The sequence below is a fragment of the Terrabacter tumescens genome, assembly GCF_014646815.1.
Classification (GTDB): Bacteria; Actinomycetota; Actinomycetes; order Actinomycetales; family Dermatophilaceae; genus Terrabacter; species Terrabacter tumescens.
This window is the reverse complement of record NZ_BMNZ01000002.1, coordinates 483709-508598: the sequence shown is the minus strand read 5'-3', so window position 1 is coordinate 508598 and position 24890 is coordinate 483709. Positions and strand designations below refer to the sequence as shown.

The following is a 24890-nucleotide window of genomic DNA, read 5'->3' as shown; positions in this document are numbered from 1 at the left end:
TCAGGTGTGCAGGTGGGTGCCGGGGCCGTCGGCGAGCCGGGCGCTCGCCTCGAGCAGCCCGGCGTGGACGAAGGCCTGCGGGAGGTTGCCGCGCAGCTGGCGCTGGCGGACGTCGAACTCCTCGGTGAACAGGCCCGGGGTGGTGCAGGCCGCGCGGCCGCGCTCGAACCAGCGCAGCGCCTCGGCCCGGTGGCCCTGCTGGTGCGTGGCGAGCGCCATGTGGAAGCCGCAGAGCAGGAAGACCCCCTCGGCCTCGGCGAGGGGTCGCTCGTCGTGCCGGAACCGGTAGAGGTAGCCCTCGTCGGCCAGCTCGTCGCGGACCGCCGTGAGGGTCGCGATGCTGCGCGGGTCCTCCGGCGGCACCGCACCCCGAACGGCTGCGAGCAGCAGCGAGGCGTCGACCCGCTCGTCCTGCGGGCTCTGCTGCCAGCGACCGCTCGGGTGCAGGCAGTCGGACGTCGCGTCGGCCACGATGGTGTCGGCGAAGCCGGCCCACTCGGCGGCCTGCGCGGTCGGCGCCACCGCAGCGACCGCCCGCAGGCCGGCGGCGCAGATGAGACGCGAGTGCGCCCACCGGCGGTCGTCGAGCTCCCAGATGCCGGCGTCCGGCTTCTTCCATCGCTTCCGCATGACGTCGATGCACGTCTCCACGGCTCGCCACCCGTCGAGGTCGAGCATGTCGTGGCGCTCGGCGGCGGCGAAGAGCAGGAGCGACTCACCGAGCGTGTCGAGCTGGAACTGCTCGTTGACCCAGTTGCCGACGACGTCCTTGCCGCCGGGGTAGCCCGGCAGGTCGAGCTGCCGCTCGTCCGGGACGAGCCCGCCGTCGACGGTGTAGGCCGGGCGCAGGTCGTTCCCGTGCTCGAGCAGGGCGCCCGACACGAAGCTGACCGCGGACCCGAGGAGCGGGTGGGGGCCGCAGGCGGCGACAGCCTGGCCGGCGTAGCACTGGTCGCGGATCCACGCGTAGCGGTAGTCGTAGTTGCGGCTGCGTCCACCGTGCTCGGGCAGCGACATCGTGGCGGCCGCCACCATGCCACCAGCGGCGCTCGTCAGGCCACGGAGCACGGCATACGACTGGCGGGCGTCGGTGGGCGCGATGGTCTGCTCGAAGCTCGGCACCGCGTCGGCCCACGAGCTCAGCGTCGCCGACCACGTCGCGTTGGGGTCCGGTGGCTGCTCGGGCAGGCGGTCGCGGGCGACCTCGAGGACGAGGTCGTGGGTCTCGCCCTCGCGCAGCTCGATGACCAGCTCGAGGCGGTTCTCGGAGGTCACCCAGTGGGCGTCGCCGGCGCCGGTCCACCGGGCGACGTGCTGCCCGGCGCGCGCGGTCCAGACGCCGCCCGAGCGGTGCACGTCGACCATCGGGTCGGCGCCGAAGCCTGCGGCCAGCGAGAGGATCGCGGCGAAGTGCGCGTCGCCCTGGACCGCCTCGATCCGGTGCAGCAGCACGAGGTGGTCCTTGTCGCCGGGGAAGGCGAGCGCCTGGCGGCACTCCATGGCCCGGTCGTCGGCGGTCCACCGACCGCGCCAGACGAGGCTGCCCGGCTCGTAGTAGCCGCCCCAGACGTAGCGCTCGTCGAGCGGGGTGACGGCATACGTCCCGTGGCCGCCGATGAGCGAGCCGAAGACGGGGTCGTCGTGCCACTGCGGCGCGCACAGCCAGGCGATCTCACCGCGCGGCCCGACGAGGGCGGCGCGCTCCCCGTCGGCCAGGACGGCATACTCCCGCAGGACGTGCAGCGGCAGCCCTGCCGGCAGCTTCACGCGACCCGCCACTGGTCCGCACCCCCGCTCACTGTCATGCCGTGCCCCGACGCGTCGTGCCGCGGGTGCAGGGCGCCGTCGCTCACCTCGGGGACGCCGTCGAGCAGCTGGGGCTCGAGCCGGGCGTGGTCGACGAACCACTCGACGTGCCGCAGGTTGGGCACCCCGGCCGCGACGACCGCGTGCAGCGAGGGGGCGCAGTGGGCCGACACCTGCAGGTGGGCCGCCTCGGCCTGGGTCGCGCCGCGCAGCCAGCCGGTGTAGCCGCCGCAGCGGGTGGCGTCGAGCTGGAGGCAGTCGACGACGGGGAGCAGCGCCGTGACGTCGTCGGGGGTCGCGGCGTACTCCCCCGCGGCCACGTCGCACGCGAGCGCCTCGCGGACGGAGGCCAAACCGGCAGTGTCGTCGCTGGAGACCGGCTCCTCGAACCACACGACGCCGACGTCATCGAGCCGGTCTCCGACGCGGATCGCCTCGCCGACGGTGTAGCCGCCGTTGGCATCGACCATGAGCCGAGTGCCCTCTGGGGCCAGGCGGCGCAGCTGCCGCGTGCGCTGCAGGTCGCGGTCGGGGTCGGCGCCCCAGCTCTCGCCGATCTTGATCTTCATCGCCGTGCAGCCGGCCTCGGCCCAGCCCTCGATCTGGGCGGCGAGCTGCGCGTCGTCCAGAGTCGTGAATCCGCCTGAGCCGTAGACGGGTACGTCGTCGCGACAGCTGCCGAGCAGCTCGCTGAGCGACACGTCGAGCAGTCGCGCCTTGAGATCCCACCACGCGACGTCCACGGCGCTGATCGCCTGCATGGCCAGGCCGGTGCCGCTGAGGTTGCGGACGGCCCGGCGCATCGCTGACCACCCGTCCGTGACGTCGAGGGCGCTGCGGCCGAGGACGTGCGGCGCCAGCTCGTCCTCGACGACCGCGGCGGCGGCGCGGCTCGAGTAGCTCCAGCCGACGCCGCTCTGTCCGCCCGCCTCGAGCGTGACGGTGACGGCGGTCGTCGCGTGCCACTCGAACGTGCCGTCGGCCTCCGGCTCGGGGGTCGGGAAGCGATAGACGGCCGTCTCGACCCCCGTGATGGCGCTGTCGTCGCGAGCGTATGCCGTGTCGTTCCGTTGCGCGCTCATGCCCGCACCGCCTGCTGCTCGGTCAACCCGCGGCGCGCTTGCGCCGCAAGGCGGTCGGCGGCCCGGGCGGCGAGTGCCATGATCGTCAGGGCGGGGTTGGCCGACCCCTGCGTGGGCAGCACGCTGCCGTCGACGACGTAGAGGTTGGGGATCCCGAAGACGCGGTGGTCGGCGTCGACGACGCCGTCCTCGGCGCGGGCTGCCATCCGGGCGCCGCCGACGAGGTGGGCGTAGCGGTCGATCGTCATGACCTCGCTGGCGCCGGCCGCCTTGAGGATCGCCTCCATCGACTCGGTCGCAGCCTGGGTGAGCATGCGGTCGTTGTCGCACTGGGAGTAGGAGAAGTGCGCGATCGGCAGCCCGTGCCGGTCCTTCTCGTCCGCGAGGGTGACGCGGTTGGCCGGCTGCGGCAGGAACTCGCAGAGCGCGCCGATGGTCGCCCAGTGCACGAAGTCGCGGAGGTACTCCCGCAGCGGGGCGCCCCAGTGGCCTTGTGCCACAACGTGTTCGGCCCACGTGATGGGTAGCGGGCTGACGTTCTGGATCGACCAGCCGCGACGGTAGGGCTTTGTCGGGTCGGTCTCGTAGAACTGCTCGGAGGAGACCTCCGGCGGCGGGGCCTTGTAGGCGCGGATCTCGTCCTCGAACCGGCCCGAGGTCTGCGGCGCGCCCTGGACCATGAGGTAGCGCCCGAGCTGGTCGGTGTCGTTGCCCAGCCCAGCGGCATACCGCTCGGTGGGCGACAGCAGGAGCAGGCGCGGGGTCTCGATGGAGTAGCCGGCGACCGCGACGGCCCGGGCCCGCTGGAAGTGCTCGCGCCCGCGGCGCAGGTAGGTGACCCCGGTCGCGCGACCGGACTCGTCATCGACGACGACCCGCGTGACCATGCTGTCGGGGCGGATCTCGGCGCCATGGGCGAGGGCGTCCGGCACGTGCGTGATGAGCGGGCTCGCCTTGGCGTTCACCTTGCAGCCCTGCAGGCAGAAGCCGCGGTAGATGCAGTGCGAGCGGTGCCCGAAGCGTCCGTTGGCGATGGCCACCGGGCCGACGCGGGTCTCGATGCCGGCGGCGAGCGCTCCCCGCTGGAAGATCTCACCGTTGCCGCCCACCGGGTGCGGCGAGTGCGGGTAGGAGTGCGGGTCGCCCCAGGGCCAGTCCTGCCCGGCGACCGGAAGCTCCTGCTCGATCGCCTCGTAGAAGGGACGCAGGTCGGTGTACGCGATCGGCCAGTCGGCGCCGACGCCGTCGTCGCTGAGCACCGAGAAGTCGCTCGGGTGGAAGCGCGGGGTGTAGCCGGCGTAGTGGACCATCGACCCGCCGACGCCGCGGCCGGAGTTGTTCGAGCCCATCGGCACCGGGTCGCTGCCGCCGATCTGTCGCGGGTCGGTCCAGTAGAGGGTGTGCGAGCCCCGCTCGTCCGAGACCCAGTCGGCATCGGGGTCCCAGAAGGGGCCGGCGTCGAGGCACACCACGCGCCAGCCGGCCCGGGCGAGGCGCTGGGTCAGGACGCTGCCGCCCGCGCCGGCACCCACGACGACGAGGTCCACCTCGTCGGCGTCGTCGAACCGGCGCATGTCGTCGCGGAGGCGGTGGTTCGTGCGGCTGCCGTCCGTCGGCAGCAGCCAGGCGGAGTCGTTGCGGGCGCGCAGCTCGCGCTCGCTCCGGGGACTCTGGAGCCGGCTCAACGCGTACCTCCTTCTCGGTGGTGGGCCCGGAGGTGGGCTCGGTGGTGGCGCTCGACCAGGGCGGCGTGCTCACGTCGCGCCGACTCGACGCGCTCAGCGAAGGGGGTGGGGCGCCGGTCGACGGAGTCGGCCACCTCCCAGTGGTCCCGGGCGCCCACGCCGACGTTGAGGTAGCCGCGGGGGTAGGCGGGGCCTGGGAAGCCGATCTCGTTCCAGGCCCACGGGTGGGAGTAGAAGGCCGTGCACGCATACCGCGTCCACAGGCTCCACACTCGCTCGGCGGACACGCCGTGCCACTTCTGCCCCTCCGAGGAGCGGGTCTGCACGTCCTGCGCGAGCGCGGCCTGCCGGCCGGCGTCGAGCTCGGCGAAGCGGGCGCCGTCGAAGCGCTCCGCCGCGTCGTCGTCGAGCCATGCGAGGGTGCGCCGCCACGCCTCCCCGTCCTCGGGCAGGTCGTCGTAGTGCCAGCCGTCGGTCTCCCCCACGGCCAGGCGCTCGTCGAGCAGCTCGAGCACCGGAACGCGGGGCTCCTCGTCCTGGTCGAGGAGCAGGTCGAGCAGGGGCGCCGCGACGGAGACCTCGTGCGGCGTGAAGAACGCGAGGTCGGCGGGGTGCGCGAGGCGGCGGAGGACGACCCCGGCCGTCACGTCGTCCCAGGCGTCGACCGAGTCGAGCACGTCGAAGCCGGGGAACCGGCCGCGGCCCTGCGGCGTGACGCCATGGCGGTGCGGGGGCCGGAACGGCATCAGCGGCGCCTCCCCCAGCGGAGGGTGCGGGACGCGCGTGCCGTGGCGCGGCGCGGGGTCTCGTCCTCGCGCCGCAGCACGGCGGCGAGCAGGCCCATGCCACCGACGACGGTGGCGAGCAGCGGGGCGAAGAGCGGTGGGCCGGCCTCGAGGTTGTAGCGCGTGACGCCACCGGGGCGCTGGGCGACGCCGCGCCAGTGCAGCCACGTGCCCTGCAGCCCGTTGGCCACGATGAGCGCGGAGGCGACGGGCAGCACCGTGTGGGCGGCGCGCTTGGAGAAGACGCCGGCCATGCCCGCCGGCACGGCTGCCGGGAGGATCACGACCGGCCACCACATCAGCTTGTTGCCGAAGCTGGCACCGTCGTGGGCCAGGTAGATCTCGGCGGTCGTGATGCCCGCGCCGGCAGCCGTGAGGCCCGCGAGGGTCTGCTCGAATCGCCCGGTCCGCACGTCGGAGACGGCGCGCTCGAGCCAGGTGTCGCTCCGGGACGCGTGCCGTGCCACGTCATTCACCCCCCTTGAGCCCGGGCACGACCTGCTGGGCCTTCATCTTGACGCCCTGCTTGATGAACCCCCAACGGTCCTCGTCGCCATGGAGCACTGCGGCGGCGGTGGCCTTGGCCTGCTCCATCGTGGCGTGCGGCGGGATCGGCGGCACGTCGGGGTCGCAGCGCACGTCGAGCACCGTGGGGCGGTCGGCCGCCAGGGCGGCGTCCCAGGCCGGCCCGAGCTGGTCGGGGTGGTCGATGTTGACCCCGACGAGCCCGAGGCTGCGGGCGAAGCCGGCGTAGTCCACGTCGGGGAGCGTCTGGGACTCGGCGAACTTCGGCGAGCCCTCCATGGCGCGCATCTCCCACGTCACCTGGTTGAGGTCGTTGTTGTGCAGGACCGCGACGACGAGCCGAGGGTCGGCCCACTGCTCCCAGTAGTGGGCGACGGTGATGAGCTCGGCCATGCCGTTCATCTGCATCGCGCCGTCGCCGACGAGGGCGATCGCCGGGCGGTCCGGGTGGGCCCACTTCGCTCCAATGGCGTAGGGGACGCCCGGCCCCATCGTGGCGAGCGTCCCGGAGAGGGAGCCGAGGATGTCGCCGTGGAAGCGCAGGTTGCGGGCGTACCAGTTCGCAGCGCTGCCGGAGTCGGCGGCGACCATGGCGTTCCCGGGCAGGCGGCTCGAGAGCTCGGAGAAGATCCGCATCGGGTTGACCGGGTCGGCGTCGTTCATCGCCCAGGTGTCGACGGTCTGCCACCAGTCGTCGACGTTGCCCTCGATCTCCTCGCGCCAGGAGCGGTCCTCCTTGCGGTGCAGGAGCGGGATGAGGGCCCGGAGCGTGGCCTTGGCGTCGCCGACGAGGTTGAGCTCGTACGGGTAGCGCATGCCGATCCAGGCCTCGGAGCGGTCGATCTGCACAGCCCGGGCCTGGTCGAGCGGCGGCATGAACTGGGTGTAGGGGAAGTTGGACCCGACGGTGAGCAGCGTGTCGCAGCCCATCATGAGGTCGTACGAGGCGGTGGTGCCGAGCAGGCCGATGGAGCCGGTGACCCAGGGCAGGGTGTCGGGCAGCACGTCCTTGCCGAGCAGCGCCTTGGCCGCGCCGGCTCCCAGGAGGTCGGCCACCTCGGTCAGCTCCGCCTCGCAGCCGCGGGCCCCTTGCCCGACGAGCATGGCCACCTTCTGGCCCGCGTTGAGCAGGTCCGCGGTGCGGCGCACGGCCTCGTCGTCGGGGCAGGCGGTGGCCCGAGCGGTGCCGACGCTCGAGGGCACCATCTTGAAGGCGTGGCCGGGCGGGGTGTACTCGAGCTCGAGCACGTCGGACGGGAAGATGATGCAGGTCGGCGCGCTGCGGGCCTGCGCGATCCGGATGGCGCGGTCGATGAGGTTGGGCAGCTGCTCGGGGACGGTGCACATCTGCACGTAGTCGGAGCAGACGTCCTTGAAGAGCGTCATCAGGTCGACCTCCTGCTGGTACGACCCACCCATCGCGCTGCGGGCCGTCTGGCCGACGATGGCCACGACCGGCACGTGGTCGAGCTTGGCGTCGTAGAGCCCGTTGAGCAGGTGGATCGCGCCCGGGCCGCTCGTCGCGGCGCAGACCCCGACCTCACCGGAGAACTTCGCGTAGCCCACGGCCTCGAAGGCGGCCATCTCCTCGTGGCGGGCCTGGACGAACTGCGGGTCGTCGTCGGCCCGCCCCCAGGCGGCGAGCAGTCCGTTGATCCCGTCACCGGGGAAGCCGAACACCTGACGCACACCCCAGTCGCGCAGCCGGGAGAGAACCACGTCGGCAACCTGCTGGGCCATCTCGATCTCCTTCGTCGTCGTCGACGAGCCGTGGACCGGATTCGGGCGACGACCGCGTGGGCCGCCTCGCACTCGGTGGAGCCGATCCGCGGCTCACGTCCTGCGAGTCCCCCGCCAGCGGCGCCCGACGAAGATCTCAATTCCTTCCTACGCGCAACTGTTGCAGATTGCAAGTGTTGCGCGAGAGACTGGTGCGGTGCCATCCCGTCCCCGCATCGAGCCTGCCGACAGTCGCCTACCCGGAGAGGACGAGGTCGACGCAGTTCTCGCTGCCTGTCGTGTCCTCGTGGCGGTGACCGCCCGGTCCATGGCGGCCGCGTCCGAGGTGACCGACCTGCTCCACCTCCGCATCCTGGTGGTCCTCTCGAGCGGCCCGCCCCTCTCCCTGGGCGCCCTCGCCGACGCGGTTGGCATCCACCTCACCCGCGCGAGCCGGGTGTGCGACCGCCTCGTGACCCGCGGCCTCGTCGACCGCGCCGACGACCCCGGCAACCGCCGCCAGCTCGTGCTGCGGCTCACCCCCGCCGGGCACGAGGTCGTCGAGGAGGTCATGCGGGATCGGGCCGAGCAGGTCCGCCCGATCCTGGCCCGGATGACGCCGGAGGACCGTCGCACCCTCGTGAGCGCGTTGGGCCGGTTCGCGCAGGCTGCCGACGGTCTGGACGCCCACGACCTGTGGGCCCTCGGCTGGCGCAGCTAGCAGCGTCAGCTCACTCCGGTTCGAGGTGAGAGCGCCGGCTGCATGCCGCCCGCCATCACCTCGACCCCCCGCTGACTCCCACGCCGGTCGAGGTGAAAACGCCGACGTATGCCGTCCGGCATCACCTCGACCCGCGCGGCCAGGCCGTGGATCAGTCGATGGCGAGGTGCAGGCCGTGGCCGAAGGCGAAGAGCGGGTCGTCGTAGCCCGGCACGTCCTCGCCGTGCCCGCGGACCTGGTCCATCGAGCGCGGCAGGTCGAAGGGCAGCCGGCCGACCGGTGCGTGCACGCCCCGCAGCGCGTCGACGAGGGCGGCGTCGCTCGTGCCGTAGCTCGCCACGACGGTCGTCGCGACGGGCAGCAGCGGGGTGAGCACCGCCGGCCGGTCGAGCACGACGTCGAGGACGAGCGGGCACTGCGCGGCGATCCGGGCGAGGCGGGCCACGAGTCCCGGTGGGAAGTCGAGCGAGCCCTGGTGGAACCACGACTCGAGGAAGAGGTCCGAGCGCGGGTCGAACGGAGCGGTCAGGCGCACGACGGCGACGTCGGCGTCCTCGGGGCGCTCGACGACCGTCCCGAGGCGGGCGGCCGCCTCGGGTGACACGTTCTCGACGTAGACGGACAGCCCGTCGCGGAGCGGGAGGGTCGCCTCGGCGCACGTGACCGTGGCAGCCGGGGAGCGCACGCCGGCCGGGGCGCCGTTCTGCAGCACGGTCACCGAACGGGCCTGCGCGGCATACCCCTCCTCCCGGAAGTCGTCGCGACCGACGATCGCCGCGGCGGCGTCCTCGTCGACGTAGGGGTCCTCGAAGAGGCCGAGGCGGAACTTCACGGCGAGGATGCGCCGGGCGGACGCGACGATGCGCGCCTCGGTGACACGGCCCTGGGCGACGAGGTCGAGGAGGATCTCGACGCACTCCTCGCCGCCGAACTGGTCGGCGCCGGCCTCGAGTATGAGCTCCATCCGGCCGTGCGGGTCGAGGTGCTCGACGCCCCACGCGCGCGCGGGGAGCACCTGGTCGCCGACGTGGTTGTCGTTGACGAGCTCCCAGTCGGTGACGACGACGCCGTCGTAGCCGAGCTTGTCGCGGAGCAGCCCGGTGACGACCTGCTTGTTGTAGCCGAAGCCGATCGGCTCGATCTCGACGCCGTCGACGACGAGGTCGACCGGCATGCCGTAGTAGGGCATGATCCCCGCGGTGCCGGCCTCGATGATCGGCGGGAACGGCTTGAGGTGGTCGGCGAACCGCCCACCGGGATAGACCTGCTCGCGCCCGTAGGGGAAGTGCGCGTCCTCGCCGTCCATCTGCGGGCCACCTCCGGGGAAGTGCTTGCTCGTGCAGGCCACACTGTCCGACCCGAGCGAATCCCCTTGGAAGCCCTTGAGATACGCGACTCCGAGTTCGGTCACGAGGTCGGGGTCCTGGCCGAACGTGCCGGCCTGGCGCGCCCACCGCGGCTCGGTCGCGAGGTCGAGCGTCGGGTGCAGGGCCGCGCGGATGCCGACGGCGACGTACTCCTGGCGGGCGATGTCGGCGAAGCGCCGAACGGCGTCCGCGTCACGCAGCGCCGCGAGCCCGAGCGGCTCGGGCCACTGCGAAAAGGCTCCGGCGGAGAAGGAGACGCCGACGTTCTCGATGAACGCGTGCCGCGGGTCGGTCGAGACGGTCACGGGTATGCCGTGTGGCGTGCGCTCCGCGAGCGCCTGCAGGGCGTTGCTCCACCGGGCCGCCATGCGCGGGTCGTCGAGGGCATGGACGTTGAAATGGTTGAGGTGCTTCTCGAGCACGACCGTGCTCGTCGGGGACTTGCTGATGTTGCCGGGGTGCTCGAGCACCGTGCCGTCCGAGCCCGCCTCGATGACGGTCTGGAACATCAGGCCGACCTTCTCCGCGAGCGAGAGCCGGGCGAGGAGGTCCTCCACCCGCTCCTCCACCGGCAGCCGGGGGTCCTCGTAGGGATCCATGCGGCCGTTGCCGTTGAGGTCGCGGTAGGCGACGCCGTCCTCGGAGGTGGAGAGCTCGGGGCGCACGGTGTGGTGCCTTTCGTCGTGAGGGGGCCGTGGCCGCCCGACCGGTCCGGACGGGCGGCCACGGGGTGTGGGGCTCGAGGGTGTGGGGCTCGAGGGGTGGGGCCTCGGGGTCAGGCGACCGGGTCGGCGCCGAACTCCTCGGCACCGATGACCGGACGCAGGGCGCGCTCGACGGCCTTGGTGCTGAAGGCCCGACGGAGCACGTCGTTGCCGAGCACGTTGCCCGCGGCGCCCATGACCATGGCCTGGTCGAGCGAGAGGTAGCGGCGGGCGACGGTCCCCGACCGCACGGCCACGGCATCGAAGAAGCCGCCACGGTCGTAGGAGTCGAAGTCGGCCTTGAGGTTGGCGAGGTTGGTGAACGCCTCGTCCGGCTCGTGCATCATCGCGAGGAACGCGGCGTGCGGGGTGACGACGCCGTCGCCGTAGGTCGGGTTCGGGTTGGTCGCCGCTCGGCAGTCGCCGAAACCGGGGTCGTAGTTCGTGCTCTCCTGGTCGGACATGTAGCCCGTCGGGTTGAGCCCGAGCGCGTCGACGCCGTACTCGCGGTAGCCGCCGGCCGGGTTGCTCGACGGGCTGAAGCCCCAGTAGCCGTAGCCGGCGTCGAGCAGGCCGTGCTCGCGCTGGGCCCGGACGTGGAGCGGGTGGTTCCGCCCCCACGACCGGGGCGCCCAGGCGGCCTCGTCGACGAAGACGTCGGGCATGAGCTCCTCGAACATCGAGCCGCCCCAGCCGGGCACGATGTGCATGCCGCGGTAGGTGTAGGCGCCCTCGTAGACGTCGAGGCCGTAGTACGTGCGGTTCTCGCCGACCGGCTGCATCTCGTGCCAGGACCAGTCGCACGTCGCCGGGAAGGTGCGCCACATCGCGAAGTACTGCTTGGCCGGGATCTGGCCGGTGATGATGCCGAGGTAGCTCGTGATGCGGGTCTCGGACACGGTCGTGTCGTAGTGGTGCGTCGTGAGCCAGACGGGGTCGCCGCCGATGTGGGTGCCCTGGTAGGTGCCGCCGGGGCGGCCGTCCTCGTAGGGGTAGAAGCCGCCGTGGATGAGGCCGCCGGCGCGGACCTGGTGGGCGGGGTCGCTGTTGTCGTTGTAGAAGGCGTCCCAGCGCATGCGCTCGAAGATCCGCTTCGCCCACGGCGCGGCCGCCCGGTCGGAGCTCTGCACGACGAGCAGCGCCGCACCGAGCCAGCCGTTGTCGACGCTCGAGCAGAACGGGACGACCTTGTCGCCGGAGTCGGGCCACGTGTGCAGCGCCGTGGCCGTGGCCTCGTCGTACCAGTTGTAGTACATGCCGCTCGGCGTGTGGTGCTCCATGCGCTCGACCGTCTTGAGCGTGCGGATGAGGCGGGCCGAGGCCTCACCGCGGGTGATGATGCCGAGCTCGCGGGCGGCGATCGTGGACCAGAGGTAGCCGCCGATGTTCGTCGGCGAGGTGTAGCCGGAGCGGTCGCCGGCGGCGAGCGACTCGGGGATGTTGTCGGCGGGCAGGCCGGTCCTCGGGTCGGTCATCGCGACGAGGCTGCGCCACGTGTCGGCCGCCCAGGTGCGCACCGTGGCGGCCTCGAGGGGGCGGACGGCGGACGCACCCGTGCGCAGGAAGGCGGGCGCCCGGGCCGCGCCGGTGGTCGAGGCGGAGGCCGAGGGCGCGAGGGCGAAGGCGGCGATCGAGGCCGCCCCGCCGACGAGCATCGAGCGGCGGCTGGGGGTGTAGAGCTTCTTCTCGGACATGGTGCAGTGCTCCTGTTTCCGGGTGGGGAGGCCTACTTCAGGCCGGTGGTGGCGATGCCCTCGATGAACCGCTTCTGGAAGATGAGGAAGACGACGAGGATCGGGATGATGACGACGGTCGCGCCGGCGAGCAGCAGCCCGTAGTTCGTGCTGTTCTGGCCGGTCGAGTAGAGGGCGAGAGCCACCGGCAGGGTGTACCTGTCCTCGGACTGCGCGACGACGAGGGGCCAGAGGAAGTTGTTCCAGCTGCCGAGGAACGTGAGGATTCCGAGCGTCGCGAGGGCGGGACCGCACAGCGGCAGGATGATCCGGAAGAAGATGCGCAGCTCGCCCGCACCGTCGACGCGGCCCGCGTCGAGCAGGTCCTTGGGCAGCCCGAGGATGAACTGGCGCATGAGGAAGACGCCGAACGGGCTGACGAGGAACGGCAGGAACAGGCCCGGGATCGTGTCGATGAGGCCGGCGTTGGCGACGAGGACGAAGAGCGGCACGAACGTCACGACGCCGGGGATCATGAGCGTGCCCATGACGGCGGTGAAGATGACCTTCTTGCCGCGGAAGTCGAGCATCGCGAGCGCATAGCCGAGCATCGAGCAGAAGATCAGGTTGCCCGCCGTCACGACGACGGCCACGACGATCGAGTTGGTGAAGTACTGCCCGAAGTTCAGCTTGCTGAACAGCTGCGTGTAGTTGTCGAGCGAGGCGCTCTCGGGCAGCCACGTCGGCGGGACCTGGCGCAGCTCGCCCTCGCCCTTGAAGCTGCCGAGCACCATCCAGACGAACGGGGCGATGACGGCGACGAGCGCGACGGTCAGCACGAGGTAGAGCCACCAGCGGCCGCCCTGGCTCGAGCCGACCATGCCGGACCCGGTGCGTCCGGTCGGGCTCGCCTTCGGCGCCGGCGCAGGGCCGGTGGGCCGCGGTGCGGTGTCGACGGACATGGTCAGGTCCTCTCTCGGAGCAGGCGGAACTGGAGGGCCGTGACGATCGCGATGACGACGAAGATGAGGTAGCTCATCGCCGACGCGAGGCCGTAGTTGCCGAAGCCGAACTGCTGGTAGGTGTACATCGACAGCGAGATCGTGCTGTTGAGGGGACCACCCTTGGTCATGACGAACGGCTCCTCGAAGAACTGCAGGTAGCCGATGGCGGTCGTGACCATGACGAAGAGCAGGGTCGGGCGCAGCAACGGCATCGTGACGAAGCGGAACCGCTTCCACGCGCCGGCGCCGTCGATGGCCGCGGCCTCGTGCAGCTCGGCGGGCACGGCCTGCAGGCCGGCGAGGAAGATGATCATCGCCGTGCCGAAGTTGCGCCAGGACGCCATGAGGATGAGCGACGGCATCGACCAGCTCGGGTCACCGAGCCAGTTGGGGCCGGTGATGCCGACCCAGCCGAGCGCGGTGTTGATGAGGCCACCCGGGTCCTGCAGGAGGAAGCGCCACACGACGGCCACCGCGACGATCGAGGTGATGACCGGCATGTAGAAGCCGAGCCGGAAGATCGCGCGGAAGCGGGTGATCCCCTTGTCGAGCGCGACCGCCGCGGCGAGCGCGACGACGAGCGTCAGCGGCATACCGACGAGCACGAAGTATGCGGTGTTGCCGGCTGCCTTGCGGAAGGTCGGGTCCGACAGCGCCTTGGTGAAGTTGTCCAGCCCGATCACGTTGACGCTGAAGGGGTGTCGTAGGTCGCGCGCCTTGGTGTCGGTGATGCTCATGAAGAGCGACTGGATCACCGGCCACGCCGTGAAGGCGAGGAAGAGCAGGCAGAAGGGGATCGCGAGGATCCAGGCCGCCCGCCCCTCCCGCCGGCGGGCCGTGCCGGCCTGCCCGCGGGACCCTCCGTCGCCCGCCCCCCGGGACGACCCGTCGTCGGGCCGTCCCGGGGCGGTGACCGGAGGTGGCGTCACGGGTCCGGTGGGGGACCCGGTCGTGCCGGTCTGGGCGGTCATCGGACTACAGACCCGTCCCGATGGAGTCGGCCTGCTGCTGGGCCGTCTTGAGCCCGGTGGCCGGGTCCTCACCGGTCTTGGTGATCTTCTCCATCTCGGTGTCGAGACCCTTGACGGCCTGCTCCCACGTCGGGAACGACGGCGGCGCCTTGGCCGTCTCGAGCTGCTTGCCGAAGACGGCGAGCTTCTTGTCCGAGGCGAGGGCCGGGTCCTGCCACGCGCTCTTGACCGAGGGAAGGTCGGTCGAGATGGTGTACCACTTGGCCTGGACCTTGGGGTCGGCGAGCCAGCTGACGAACTTCCACGCGGTGTCGCGGTTCTTCGTGTTCTTGAAGACGACGAAGTTCGATCCACCGACGAACGAGGACGACCCGGCCGTGCCGGCGGGGATCGGCGCGACGTTGTACTTGTCCTTGAAGCCGGCGCCGCCGACCTTCTCGACCGCGGACATCATCCACGGGCCGGAGATGAACATCGGGACCTTGCCGCTCGCGAAGTCGGGCTCGGTCGTCGGGGTCGCCGGAGCGCTCTTGTTGGAGATGCCGTCGGTGAAGAACGACTGGTAGTACTGCGTGGCCTTGAGCAGCTGCGGGCTGTCGAAGTTGTACGCCTTGCCGCCGTCCTTGGTCAGGTCGGCGCCGTCGCTCCACGCGAACGGCATGACCGTCTGCCACGAACCCTCGCCGCCGGCCTGCAGGCCGATGCCGTACTGCGCGCCGGCCTTGGTCTGCATGGCCTTGGCCATGTCGTGCAGGCCCTGCCAGTCGGTGGGCGCGGCGTCGTAGCCGGCCTTCTTGGCCAGGTCGGTGCGGTAGAAGAGGACGCGGGTCTCGACGTACCAGGGGATGCCGTAGGAGGTGCCGTTCACCTCGGTCGTCTTCTGCGCGCCCTCGAAGAAGGCGGACTTGTCGATCTGGGCCGGCGTCGGGTCGAGCGCGTCGCTGCTCGCGAACTCGCCCATCCACGTCGTGCCGACCATCGCGACGTCCGGCGTCTTGCCGGCGGTGATGGCGGTCGTGAACTTGTCGTGCGCGGCGTCCCACGGGATGGCCGTGACCTGGACCTTGACGCCGGGGTTGGCGGTCTCGAAGTCCTTGGTGAGCTTGGAGAGGTTGTCACCCTCGGCACCCATGGCCCAGACGGTGATGGTGCCGGTCGCCTTGCCGGTGCTGACGGCCGCGCCGGTCTGGCCCGCGGTGGAGCCTCCGTTCTCGGCGGTGCGACCGCACGCGGTCACGGTGAGGGCCGCGGCAGTCATGCACGCGACCGTGATGGCTGTGGTGCGTCTCATCGGTGTCTCGCTTTCTCGGGTGTTCTCCGACGGCTGTGTCGGGGGGTGTGGGGGGGTGTGGGGGGGGTGTGGGTGGGATGGTGGGCGCCGGGAGTGGGCGTGGGCTGGGTGGGCGCGGGTCAGCGGTGGCCGCAGCCGCAGGAGCCGCGGATGACGACCTGGGTCGGCAGGATCTGCGGCTCGAGCACGGGCTGGCCGCCCGAGACGCGCTGGTGGAGGCGCTCGGCGGCGATGACGCCGAGCTCGTGGACGGGCTGGCGCACCGTCGTCAGGCCGGGGCGGACGTAGCGGGAGGTCATGACGTCGTCCCAGCCGACGACGGCGATGTCGCCGGGGACGTCACGGCCGGCGTCCTGCAGGTGGGTCATGATCGCGAGGGCGAGCTCGTCGTTGGCGCAGACGAGGGCGTCGGCGTCGATCTCTCCGGCGAGGATGCGCTCGGCGACGGCCTCGCCCTCCCCCTCGCGGAACGGGACGCGGACCGGCGGGGCGGGCTCGAGCCCGCGGGCGCGGTGCGCGGCGACGAAGCCGGCGTGGCGCTCGGTGATGTCGGGGGCGCCCTCGGGGTCACCGACGAAGACCAGTCGGGTGCGGCCGTGCGCGAGCACGTGCTCGGTGAGCTGCTCTGCGCTGTGGGCGTTCTCGGCGCGGACGCTCTCGATGCCCTCCTGCGGCGCGCCGGCGATGATGACGACGGGCTTCTGGCCGTGGAGGGCGCGGGCGACGGCAGGCGGCATGGCGGCCGAGCCGAGCACCGCGATGGCGTCGACGTGCGTGGCGAGCTGGCGGACGGCGCGGGCGAGGTCGGCCTTGCCGTCGGTGAGCATGAGCGTGACGCTCTGGCCGAGCTCGGCGGCGCGCGACTCGAAGCCCATGAGCAGCTCGGAGTAGTAGGGGCCGGTGAGCTCGGGGAGCACGAGCCCGTGGGCCTCGTGGTGGCGCACGGCCAGGCTGCGGGCCGCGCCGAGGGGCACGTAGTTGAGCTCCTCGACGGCGTCGAGCACCTTCTGGGTCGTCTTCGCCGAGACCGTTCCGGCGCCCTGGAGCACCCGCGACACGGTGGCGATCGAGACGCCTGCGCGCTCGGCGACGGAGTAGATCGTGGCGCCGACGGACGCGGCCTGGACGGGGGCGGGTGAGGATCCACCGCCGTGCTTGCGTGCTGTCGCCACGGGTCCCGCCTCTCGCGTCTCGTCGTTGAGTGATGTGTCGCGCCGGCTCCTGGAGTGGGGCTCCGAGAAACGTGTAAGCGCTTACATCTGCCCTCCCATAGTGCACAGGTCGGACGCGACGCGCAAGGCCTGTCTGCCGTCGACAGACAGCGGTGAGGGGCCGGGCGGGGTGTCGTCGACGCCCCGCCCGGCCCCTCCCCATGCGCCCCACTCGATACCCAATGGCGTATGCCGTCAGGCACGTCCCACAGGTCAGCCCCGTTGCACTCGCTGCCGCCTAACCCTTTGCTGCACAGTCGAACTCGCCGATCTGGGCGCGACAACGTCGGTCGCGGCGGAGCAGGGGACGCGGGCACCTCGGCGGGCAGACGGCATACGCCATCGGTGGGCTCGGGACGGCCCCGGAGGTCATCCCTGCATCAGGCCGATCATGTTGCCGTCGGCGTCGGCGAGGACCGCGACGGTGCGGCCACCACCGACGTCGGTGGCCTTCTGCTTGACCGTGGCGCCGACCTCGACGAGGGACGTCACGGTCGCCCCGAGGTCGTCGACCGACCAGTACGGCGTGCCGCCCGTCAGGCCCTTGCGGTGGCCGTTGGGGTCGAGGGCGATCTCCTGGCCGTCGACGTTGTAGCCGACGTAGTAGGGCTGGTCGGTGTGCGGCTGAGCACCGAGCAGGATCCCGAAGACCTTCTTGGCGGCGTCGAGGTCGGCGACGGGGTAGATGAGGGTGTTTGCGGCGGACATCGGTCTCTCCTTGCATCGTGGTGGTGATCGCGGTGTCACATCGGGTGGCACCGGCTCGTCAGTGCTATGACGGACCACGACCCGAGGATGTGACGACGATGGACGACAGCCCCCGCGAGCAGTGGCTGGCCCGCGACTTCGAGCAGCAGCGACCGCGGCTGCGCGCCGTCGCCTACCGGGTGCTGGGCTCGACGGCCGACGCGGACGACGCCGTACAGGAGGCGTGGCTGCGCCTGAGCCGCAGCGACACGAGTGAGGTGGACAACCTCGCCGGGTGGCTCACGACCGTCGTCGGGCGGATCAGCCTCGACATGCTGCGGTCCCGCGGCTCCCGGCGCGAGGACAGCTGGGACGCCGGCCTGGCCGACCTCGTCGGGACGGGCGAGGCCCGCGTCGAGGCCGGCCCCACGGCCCACCACGCGCCCGACCCGGCGAGCGAGGCCGAGCTCGCCGACAGCATCGGACTGGCCCTGCTCGTCGTCCTCGACACCCTGGCCCCCGCCGAGCGGCTCGCCTTCGTGCTCCACGACCTCTTCGGCATGCCGTTCGAGCAGATCGCCGACATCGTCGACCGCTCCCCCGCCGCCACCCGCCAGCTCGCGAGCCGCGCGCGGCGACGCGTCCGGTCCGCCGACGCCGCCGAGACGAGCCCGGCCCGCACGCGTCAGCGCGAGGTGGTCAGCGCCTTCCTCGCCGCGGCGCGCGGTGGGGACTTCGCGGCGCTGCTCGAGATGCTCGACCCCGACGTCGTGCTCACGGCCGACGAGGCCGCCACGGCGATGGGCGCCCCGGCGCAGCTGCGCGGCCCGGACGCCGTGGCCCAGCGCTTCAACGGCGGCGCGAAGTCGGCGCGGCTCGCGGCCTTCGACGGCGGGGTCGGCGCCGTGTGGACGCTGCACGGCGAGCCGCAGGTGGCGTTCTGCTTCACCGTCGAGGGCGACGTCGTCACCGGCATCGAGATGGTCGCCGACCGGGCCAGGCTGCGCACCATGGAGATCTACTACCTGCCGGCCTGACCGACGTGACCGGCTCGACCTCGCCGACCCGTGCGCGGGCCGTTGCGGGGGGTCGTATCGTCGGGGTGTGGCAGAGGGTATGCGTGCGGCGGTCGTGCTCGGATCGGGCGGGGCCCGTGGCTACGCCCACATCGGGGCGCTCGAGGTGCTCGACGAGCGGGGGTTCGAGGTCGTGTCGATCGCCGGCACGTCGATGGGCGCCCTCGTCGGCGGGGTCGCCGCGGCGGGCAAGCTCGAGCCCTACACGGAGTGGGCGCGGAGCCTGACCCAGCGCGAGGTGTGGCGCCTGCTCGACCTCAGCATCACCTCGCCGAACGGCGCGATCCGGGCCGAGCGGATCATCGCCAAGGTCGGCGAGATCCTCGACGGCGCGACGATCGAGGGCCTGCCGATCCCCTACACGGCCGTCGCGACGGACATCAACGCGCGGCGCGAGGTGTGGTTCCAGCGTGGACCGGTCGAGCACGCGATCCGGGCGTCGATCGCGATCCCCGGCGTCATCACTCCGGCGGTCATCAACGGGCGGGTGCTCGTCGACGGCGGCCTCATCAACCCCATCCCCATCGAGCCGACCGCGGCCACCTCGGCGGACCTGACGATCGCCGTCTCCCTGTCGGGCATGCGCGCCCCGGGCGGCCCGACGACGCCGGTCAAGGAGTCGTCCGAGCCGGTCCCGCGCCAGGAGTGGACGACCCGGCTGCGCCGCAGCGCCGCCGACGTGCTCGAGTCCGAACGCTTCCGGTCCATCACGAGCCGGTTCGGCGGGCACTCCCGCGACCTCGAACCCGAGCCTGCGCAGGCCCCGGCCCTGCCACCCGAGGCCCTCGACGAGCTCCCGCAGGCGCCGGCCGACGCGCTCGTCGTCCGGTCCGCCGACGTCGGGCTGCTCGACCTGCTCAACATGTCGTTCGACACGATGTCGGCGCTCATCTCGCGCTACCGGATGGCGAGCAACCCGCCGGACGTCCTCGTCACCGTGCCGTCCAACGCCGTGCGCACGCTCGACTTCCACCGCGCCGCGGAGATGATCGAGCTCGGGCGGCAGCTGACGACCGAGGCCCTCGACCACGCCGGCTACTGACGCTCAGGTGTTCTGCGCATCCGCCGCGGTGCAGACCAGCGCCCGACCGAGGATGACGCTCTGGTCCCGGGTGCCGTGCGTCTTTCGAAGCTCTTCCGCGAGATCCCTCACCTGCTGCTCGTAGACCCAGGCGTTGCGGAACTTGTCCCGGACGTAGCTCACGGCCTTGTCGGGGTCGTTGCCCACCTCTTGGAGCGACCAGAGCTCGCATCCGGCCGACACGACCTCCCACCGGTCCTCGGCCGGCACGTCGCGCACCGCCGCGGCCAGAGCAGCAGCCTTGGCCTCGACCGCTTCTCGGCTGACGGTCACCACCCTCGGCAGGGTCGAGGATGCCGCCCACCTCGTCCGGGCCAGCACCGTCAGGTCCTCGGCGTGCTGTGCCAGGACCCGACCGACGTCGTCGACCGCCCCGCACGCAGTGGGCGTCAGCGCCACCAGGCACACGGTGACCAGAGCCGCCCCTCGCCGTGAGACCTCCACGTCCCCACCTCCGTCCGTTCCCGCACCAGCAGCAGACCCGCACGATCTCGCCCCAGTGTGCTCCGGGCACGCCCCCGAGACCCGCGGAACGGCAGATCCGCGCTGGCCGGCTGTCGGTGCCGGGGCCGAGACTGGACGCGTGGTCCTCCTGCACGCCGACGCCGACGCCTTCCTCGCCTCCGTCGAGCAGCGCGACGACCCGACGTTGCGCGGTCGGCCGATCGTCGTCGCCCACGAGGTCGTCGCCTGCCCGTCCTACGAGGCCCGTGCCCTCGGCATCCACGCCGGTATGCCGGTGCGCCAGGTCCAGCGCCGGTGGCCGCACGTGCTGGTGACCGGCTACCGCACCGAGGCCTACGAGGAGGCCTCGGCACGGCTGTTCGAGATCTTCCGCCGCTTCACCCCGCTCGTCGAGCCCGGCTCGGTCGAGGAGGCCTTCCTCGACGTCACGGGACGCGACCGCGGCGACCCGCGCGGGCTGGCGGTCGCCCTGCGCGCGGCCGCCCGCGCCGAGGTGGGGCTGCCCGTGTCGGTCGGGGTCGGGCGCACCAAGCTCATGGCCAAGCTCGCGAGCCGCCGCGCCAAGCCCGACGGTCTCGTCGTCGTCGACGCCGAGCTCGAGGCGCGCGTGCGACCCCGGCTGCGCCTCGACGAGCTCTGGGGCGTCGGGGCGGCCACCTACGAGAAGCTCCACGCCGCAGGCCTTTTCGTCGTCTCGGACCTCGACGGTCTCGACGAGGACGACCTCAAGCGCATCGTCACCACAGCGATGGCCCGGCGCCTCGTCTCCATCGCGCGCGGCACCGACGACGCCACGATCCGCCTGCCGCAGCCACGACGGTCGGTGAGCACGAGCCGGTCCTTCGCCGCCACCCGGACCCGCTCCAAGGTGGTCGCCGTCCTCGACGAGTGCGTCGACCGTGCCGTCACCCGCGTGCACGGTCTCGACGACCCGCCTCGGCTGCCGAGCCGGCTCGAGGTGCTCGTCCGCTACGACGACGGCGCCCAGGTGCTCGAGCGCGGACCGCTCGAGGACCCGACCCTCGACCCCGCCACCCTGCGGGCCGCGGCCGGGCACCTGCTGGAGCGGACGGCATACGAGAGCGACGGGCGCGGCGTGACCCTGGTCGGGGTGACGCTGTCGCTCCCCGCTCCCGCTTGACCTCAAGGGGGCTCGAGGTCGCAGCATGAGGGCGTGACTCCCACGACGGACGCCCTGACCACCACCGAGGCCGGCGCCTACCTCGCCCGGATCGGCGTGACGGCCCCGGAGGCACCGACCCTCGCGGCGCTGGCGTCGCTGCACCGCGCGCACCTGCTGAGCGTGCCGTTCGAGAACCTCGACGTGACGATCGGTCGACCGATCCGTCTCGACCGGATCTCGTTGCTGGACAAGGTCGTCGGTGCGCGGCGCGGCGGCTACTGCTACGAGCTCAACGGTCTCTTCGCCCTGCTGCTGCGCAGCCTCGGGTATGCCGTCGACCTCGTCTCGGCGCGCGTGGCCACCGTGGACGGCGGGCTCACCGACGAGTTCGACCACGTCGCGCTCGTCGTGTCAGGCGGCAGCCTGGACGAGTCCGTGCTCGCCGACGTCGGCTTCGGCGCCGGGTTCATCGAGCCGCTGCCGCTGCGCGAGGACCTCGGGCGGCGCGAGCGCGACCACGAGGTGGGGCTCGAGCAGCGTGCGGGTGCGTGGGCCTACCGCGAGCGCGAGGCGGGCGAGGGCTGGCGCGACCGGTTCGTCTTCACGGCCACCCCGCACCCGCTCGCGGACTTCGAGGAGCGCAACGTCTGGCAGCAGACGTCGCCGGGGAGCCACTTCACACGCTCGCGACTGGCCTCGATGCTGACGCCGACGGGGCGCATCACCCTGAGCGGCGACCGGCTCATCACGACGACCCACGGCCGCCGCGAGGAGACCGTGCTCGCCGGCGAGGACGCGGTCACGGCCGCGCTGGCCGAGCACTTCGGCCTCGTCCTGCGCTGAGACCTCAGCCCCACGCGTCCTTCGTCGGGCGACACAGGCAGAAGGGGTGACCGGCCGGGTCGGCATAGACGCGGAAACCGCGCTCGGGGCCGGGCTCCGGCGGGTCGACCGGGTCGAGCGCCGTGCCGCCGAGGGCGAGCACCCGCTCGTGCGCCGCCGCGATGTCGGTGACGACGAAGTCGAGGTGCGCCTGCTGCTGGCCCCGGGGCCAGTCGGGCGACGTCTGGTCGGGCGCGACCTGCGTGGCGATGCGCGGGCCGTCCCACAGCACGTTGAACCAGTCGCCGTCGGGGTCTGCGTCGACCGTGCCGCCGAGCAGGTCGGCGTAGAACTGCGCGACGCCGGCCGCGTCGGCGCAGTCGAGCGCGACACAGTCCCAGCCGATCTTCGGTGCAGAGGTCTCAGTAGTCATGCTCCGACCCAACCACCAGCCGCAGACACCACGTCAAGCGGCAGATTGTGCGGGAGATCGCGCCGGAGGTGTCGCTGTGGCGCAGCAGGCGCGCGATCCGGCGCAGGATCACGAGCGGGGCGTCGCGCCGGAGATCGCGCCGGAGATCGCGCGGGAGATCGCGCCAGAGGTGTCGCTGTGGCGCAGCGGACGCGTGATCCGGCGCAGGATCACGAGCGCGATGGCCGGGCGCGGACCGGGTTCAGCGGGGCGGCTCGGGCCACACGAGGGTCGTCGAGGTGACGGGGCGGACCGTCGAGGTGGGTCCCGACCCGGCGAGGGTGACCGAGTGCGTGCCGGCGGGCAGGTCGGCGAAGGTCGCGACGCCGTGCCCGTGGCGCAGCGTCGGCTCCGCCGTGGCCAGCACCTTCCCCTTGGCGTTGCGCACCGTCACGGCCACGGCCTTGTGCGGCGGGTCGGCGCCTGGGTCGTCCGACTCGAGGTCGAAGGCCACCTTGAGCGGCTGCCCGGCCGTGACGAGGTCGGGCACGACGGCGCGCACGCTCGTGTCGGCGATCTCGCGGCGGCGCACCGGCTGGGCCGTGAGGATCTCCTGCACCTGGTCGAGGACGAACTGGTTGCACTGGAGGTTGGTGTGCTGCTCGGGCACGCGCACCGCGAGGTTGGTGTCCAGCGCCTCCCCCAGCCCGACGGCCCCGGTGAGCGAGACCGTGCCGTCGCCGTAGTCGTTGTCGCTCCCGAAGGTCTGCGACGTCACCGCGTGACCGTCCTGGAAGGTGACCGTGGTCTGGCTCGGCTGGCGGATCCCCACGACCATGTGGGTCATCGTGCGGCTCGCCGGTCGCGCCACCTCGGCGGCCTGCAGGTCGGTGTGGAAGGTCATCGCGTCGGTGACCATCGCGGTGCTCACGTTGGGCACCGACACCTCGGTCGTCTTGGACCAGCCCCCGGCCCCGTCGGAGATGCACGCGTACTCCGGGAGGAGCTGGAAGAGCGAGGGCATGCTCCGGGAGAACGCGGTCAGGTCGATCGACAGCGGGCCGATCCCCTTCTTGACGCCGTTGACGAGCTGCTCCAGCGCATCGGTCGCGCCGCGCCAGGGCGTGCCGAGGGTGATCAGCTTGCGCGTCACCTCGGCGCCACCGCACTTCTCGATGTACCAGCGGGCGACGAGGCCACCCATGGAGTGGCAGATGAAGACGACCTTGGCGTCGGCATACGCCCCGCCCTGCGCCCGCAGCCGCTCGAGCGCGGGCTCGACGACGGTCCCCAGCCGCTCGCCGTTGTAGCGGTTGGACAGGCGCCAGTCGTAGGCGAACGGGATGAGCGTGGCCGGCTTGCCGCCGGTCCCGCGCTGGTAGCCCTGTTGCTCCAGCGCGTCGACGAGCACGTCGTAGCCGCGGATCGGCGTCCAGATGCCCGGCAGCACGTGGACGTCCGGCATCAGCCCGACCGGCTCGACGCCGTCGTCGGGGTGCCCGTCACCGATGCCCTCGGGCAACGCCTTCTTGAGGATCGACCGGCCGCCGATCAGCAGCTTCCAGACCGCTCCAGCGCTCGGGGCCCAGATGAGGTTCTCGCTCGCGGGTGATCCGTCGTCGCCGCGGACCCCGAGGGTGCTGCCGGTGATGCCCGGAAGCACCACGACCAGGTCGTTGCTCGTCATCGCGAACCACCCATCCTGCGTTGGTGACGTGTCGGTGAACTCTCCCGACCAACGGTGGCACCACCGGGGCGCGGTGATACGCGAAACGACGAAGCCGGGCGCAACCCGGCCCTACGCGTACATCGGGTATGGATGCGGCACAGTGGATCCGGAAGCCTCCGGACGACAGAAAGGCCCCCTTCGTGGACATCACCGACGTCATCCTCCGCCAGCACGACGAGCAGCGACGGATGTTCGCCATGCTCGAGGAGTGGCCGCGCGACGACCACGAGGGCCTCGCCGCGATCTGGAAGCGCCTCGAGATCCTCCTCGAGACCCACGCCGAGGCCGAGGAGCTCTACTTCTACCCGGAGCTGCTGCGCATCGGCACGGGTGGCGCCGACGCCGAGTCCGTCGACGAGGAGGTCGAGGACGCCGTCAAGGACCACAACGACATCCGCACGTCGGTGCGCAAGGTCGGGCGCTGCCGCACCGGGTCGGACGCGTGGTGGACCGCCGTCGTCGACGCCAACGTGCACAACAGCGACCACATGGGTGAGGAGGAGCGCCAGGACCTCGCCGACTTCCGGCAGCGCGCCAGCCTCGAGCTGCGCCACGAGATCGCGGTCCAGTTCCTGCGCTACGAGGCGGTGCGCTGGGCCGAGGGGATCACGCCGAAGGACAAGGACCCCGAGCGCTACGTGGCGGCGAAGAAGACGAGCAAGCCCTCGGCCACCGCCAAGAAGGCGGCCCGCGACGCGAAGCAGGCCGCGAAGACGGCTCCCGCGCGGGCGGCGAAGTCCAAGAAGGCCTCCGCCGGCGCCTCCGAGGAGTAGCCCGCCGAAGTGCCCACTCGACCGTCGAGCGGGCCCGGGGACACGTCGAGTGCCCAGTTCCCGACGCGAGTTCGTGGGCACTCGACTTCGGGGACACGTCGAGTGCCCAGTTCCCGACGCGAGTTCGTGAGCACTCGACTGGACGGTCACCTCGAGTGCCCAGTTCCCTACGCGAGTC

The 24890-nt window shown here is 72.1% G+C and carries 22 protein-coding genes; 6 read left to right on the top strand and 16 right to left on the bottom strand.

The window, feature by feature from the left end; genetic code table 11:
* The 6 genes from IEY30_RS06355 to IEY30_RS06330 are packed head-to-tail and all read right to left on the bottom strand — an operon-like array spanning position 1 to position 7623.
* Positions 1-1767, bottom strand: coding sequence for a glycoside hydrolase family 15 protein (locus IEY30_RS06355; RefSeq protein WP_030201103.1), 1767 nt, complete (start codon positions 1765-1767; stop codon positions 1-3).
* Positions 1764-2888, bottom strand: a complete 1125-nt coding sequence (locus IEY30_RS06350) for an enolase C-terminal domain-like protein (protein ID WP_030201100.1) — start codon at positions 2886-2888, stop codon at positions 1764-1766. Before IEY30_RS06350 ends, IEY30_RS06355 begins: the two co-directional genes overlap by 4 nt.
* Positions 2885-4573 carry a GMC family oxidoreductase gene (locus IEY30_RS06345; protein ID WP_052358811.1) on the bottom strand — a complete coding sequence of 563 codons (1689 nt, stop codon included), beginning with the start codon at positions 4571-4573 and terminating at the stop codon, positions 2885-2887. Before IEY30_RS06345 ends, IEY30_RS06350 begins: the two co-directional genes overlap by 4 nt.
* Complete coding sequence (locus IEY30_RS06340) at positions 4570-5319, bottom strand: gluconate 2-dehydrogenase subunit 3 family protein (protein WP_052358809.1); 750 nt, start codon at positions 5317-5319, stop codon at positions 4570-4572. Before IEY30_RS06340 ends, IEY30_RS06345 begins: the two co-directional genes overlap by 4 nt.
* Entirely contained in the window at positions 5319-5825 is a 507-nt protein-coding gene (locus IEY30_RS06335; RefSeq protein WP_052358807.1) for a hypothetical protein, read from the bottom strand. The genes IEY30_RS06340 and IEY30_RS06335 overlap by 1 nt, the downstream gene beginning before the upstream one ends.
* A gap of 1 nt (position 5826) precedes the next feature.
* Complete coding sequence (locus IEY30_RS06330; RefSeq protein WP_030201086.1) at positions 5827-7623, bottom strand: thiamine pyrophosphate-requiring protein; 1797 nt, start codon at positions 7621-7623, stop codon at positions 5827-5829.
* A 292-nt stretch (positions 7624-7915) separates the two neighbouring features.
* Between IEY30_RS06330 and IEY30_RS06325 the strand changes: the two genes are divergently transcribed.
* Positions 7916-8323, top strand: a complete 408-nt coding sequence (locus tag IEY30_RS06325; RefSeq protein WP_156035442.1) for a MarR family winged helix-turn-helix transcriptional regulator — start codon at positions 7916-7918, stop codon at positions 8321-8323.
* Between the two features lie 151 nt (positions 8324-8474).
* Here IEY30_RS06325 and IEY30_RS06320 read toward each other — a convergent pair whose 3' ends face one another.
* From IEY30_RS06320 to IEY30_RS06290, 7 genes are all read right to left on the bottom strand, one after another.
* Positions 8475-10355: a glycoside hydrolase family 3 protein gene (locus IEY30_RS06320; protein WP_030201081.1), complete on the bottom strand. Its 1881-nt coding sequence runs from the start codon at positions 10353-10355 to the stop codon at positions 8475-8477.
* 110 nt (positions 10356-10465) lie between these two features.
* Positions 10466-12088 carry a glucoamylase family protein gene (locus IEY30_RS06315; RefSeq protein WP_030201073.1) on the bottom strand — a complete coding sequence of 541 codons (1623 nt, stop codon included), beginning with the start codon at positions 12086-12088 and terminating at the stop codon, positions 10466-10468.
* A 32-nt stretch (positions 12089-12120) separates the two neighbouring features.
* Positions 12121-13029, bottom strand: a complete 909-nt coding sequence (locus tag IEY30_RS06310; protein WP_081920594.1) for a carbohydrate ABC transporter permease — start codon at positions 13027-13029, stop codon at positions 12121-12123.
* Positions 13030-13031: 2 nt separating this feature from the next.
* Positions 13032-14042 (bottom strand): carbohydrate ABC transporter permease, encoded by a 1011-nt coding sequence (locus IEY30_RS06305; protein WP_030201066.1) that lies wholly within the window; start codon positions 14040-14042, stop codon positions 13032-13034.
* A 4-nt stretch (positions 14043-14046) separates the two neighbouring features.
* On the bottom strand, positions 14047-15300 hold the full coding sequence (locus tag IEY30_RS06300; protein WP_229674866.1) for a sugar ABC transporter substrate-binding protein: 1254 nt from the start codon (positions 15298-15300) through the stop codon (positions 14047-14049).
* Between the two features lie 152 nt (positions 15301-15452).
* Entirely contained in the window at positions 15453-16505 is a 1053-nt protein-coding gene (locus IEY30_RS06295; protein ID WP_030198491.1) for a LacI family DNA-binding transcriptional regulator, read from the bottom strand.
* Between the two features lie 408 nt (positions 16506-16913).
* Entirely contained in the window at positions 16914-17252 is a 339-nt protein-coding gene (locus IEY30_RS06290; RefSeq protein WP_030198488.1) for a VOC family protein, read from the bottom strand.
* 98 nt (positions 17253-17350) lie between these two features.
* Between IEY30_RS06290 and IEY30_RS06285 the strand changes: the two genes are divergently transcribed.
* Together IEY30_RS06285 and IEY30_RS06280 are read left to right on the top strand one after the other, a co-directional pair.
* Positions 17351-18268, top strand: a complete 918-nt coding sequence (locus IEY30_RS06285; RefSeq protein ID WP_030198484.1) for a sigma-70 family RNA polymerase sigma factor — start codon at positions 17351-17353, stop codon at positions 18266-18268.
* A gap of 67 nt (positions 18269-18335) precedes the next feature.
* The gene (locus IEY30_RS06280) at positions 18336-19349 is read left to right on the top strand and encodes a patatin-like phospholipase family protein (RefSeq protein ID WP_229674865.1); all 1014 of its coding nucleotides are present in this window, start codon (positions 18336-18338) and stop codon (positions 19347-19349) included.
* A gap of 3 nt (positions 19350-19352) precedes the next feature.
* Here the strand turns inward: IEY30_RS06280 and IEY30_RS06275 are convergent, their stop codons facing one another.
* Positions 19353-19787 carry a hypothetical protein gene (locus IEY30_RS06275; protein ID WP_156035278.1) on the bottom strand — a complete coding sequence of 145 codons (435 nt, stop codon included), beginning with the start codon at positions 19785-19787 and terminating at the stop codon, positions 19353-19355.
* Positions 19788-19971: 184 nt separating this feature from the next.
* Between IEY30_RS06275 and IEY30_RS06270 the strand changes: the two genes are divergently transcribed.
* The gene (locus IEY30_RS06270) at positions 19972-20994 is read left to right on the top strand and encodes a Y-family DNA polymerase (RefSeq protein ID WP_030198475.1); all 1023 of its coding nucleotides are present in this window, start codon (positions 19972-19974) and stop codon (positions 20992-20994) included.
* Between the two features lie 33 nt (positions 20995-21027).
* A complete protein-coding gene (locus tag IEY30_RS06265) occupies positions 21028-21819 on the top strand; it encodes an arylamine N-acetyltransferase family protein (RefSeq protein ID WP_229674864.1) in 792 nt (263 codons plus the stop codon).
* 4 nt (positions 21820-21823) lie between these two features.
* Here IEY30_RS06265 and IEY30_RS06260 read toward each other — a convergent pair whose 3' ends face one another.
* Together IEY30_RS06260 and IEY30_RS06255 are read right to left on the bottom strand one after the other, a co-directional pair.
* A complete protein-coding gene (locus IEY30_RS06260) occupies positions 21824-22231 on the bottom strand; it encodes a VOC family protein (RefSeq protein ID WP_052358541.1) in 408 nt (135 codons plus the stop codon).
* Between the two features lie 241 nt (positions 22232-22472).
* Positions 22473-23897, bottom strand: coding sequence for an esterase/lipase family protein (locus IEY30_RS06255; protein ID WP_188960105.1), 1425 nt, complete (start codon positions 23895-23897; stop codon positions 22473-22475).
* Between the two features lie 182 nt (positions 23898-24079).
* On the opposite strand from IEY30_RS06255, the gene IEY30_RS06250 reads away from it, so the two are divergent.
* Complete coding sequence (locus tag IEY30_RS06250; RefSeq protein ID WP_030198458.1) at positions 24080-24712, top strand: hemerythrin domain-containing protein; 633 nt, start codon at positions 24080-24082, stop codon at positions 24710-24712.
* Positions 24713-24890: the final 178 nt, after the last annotated feature.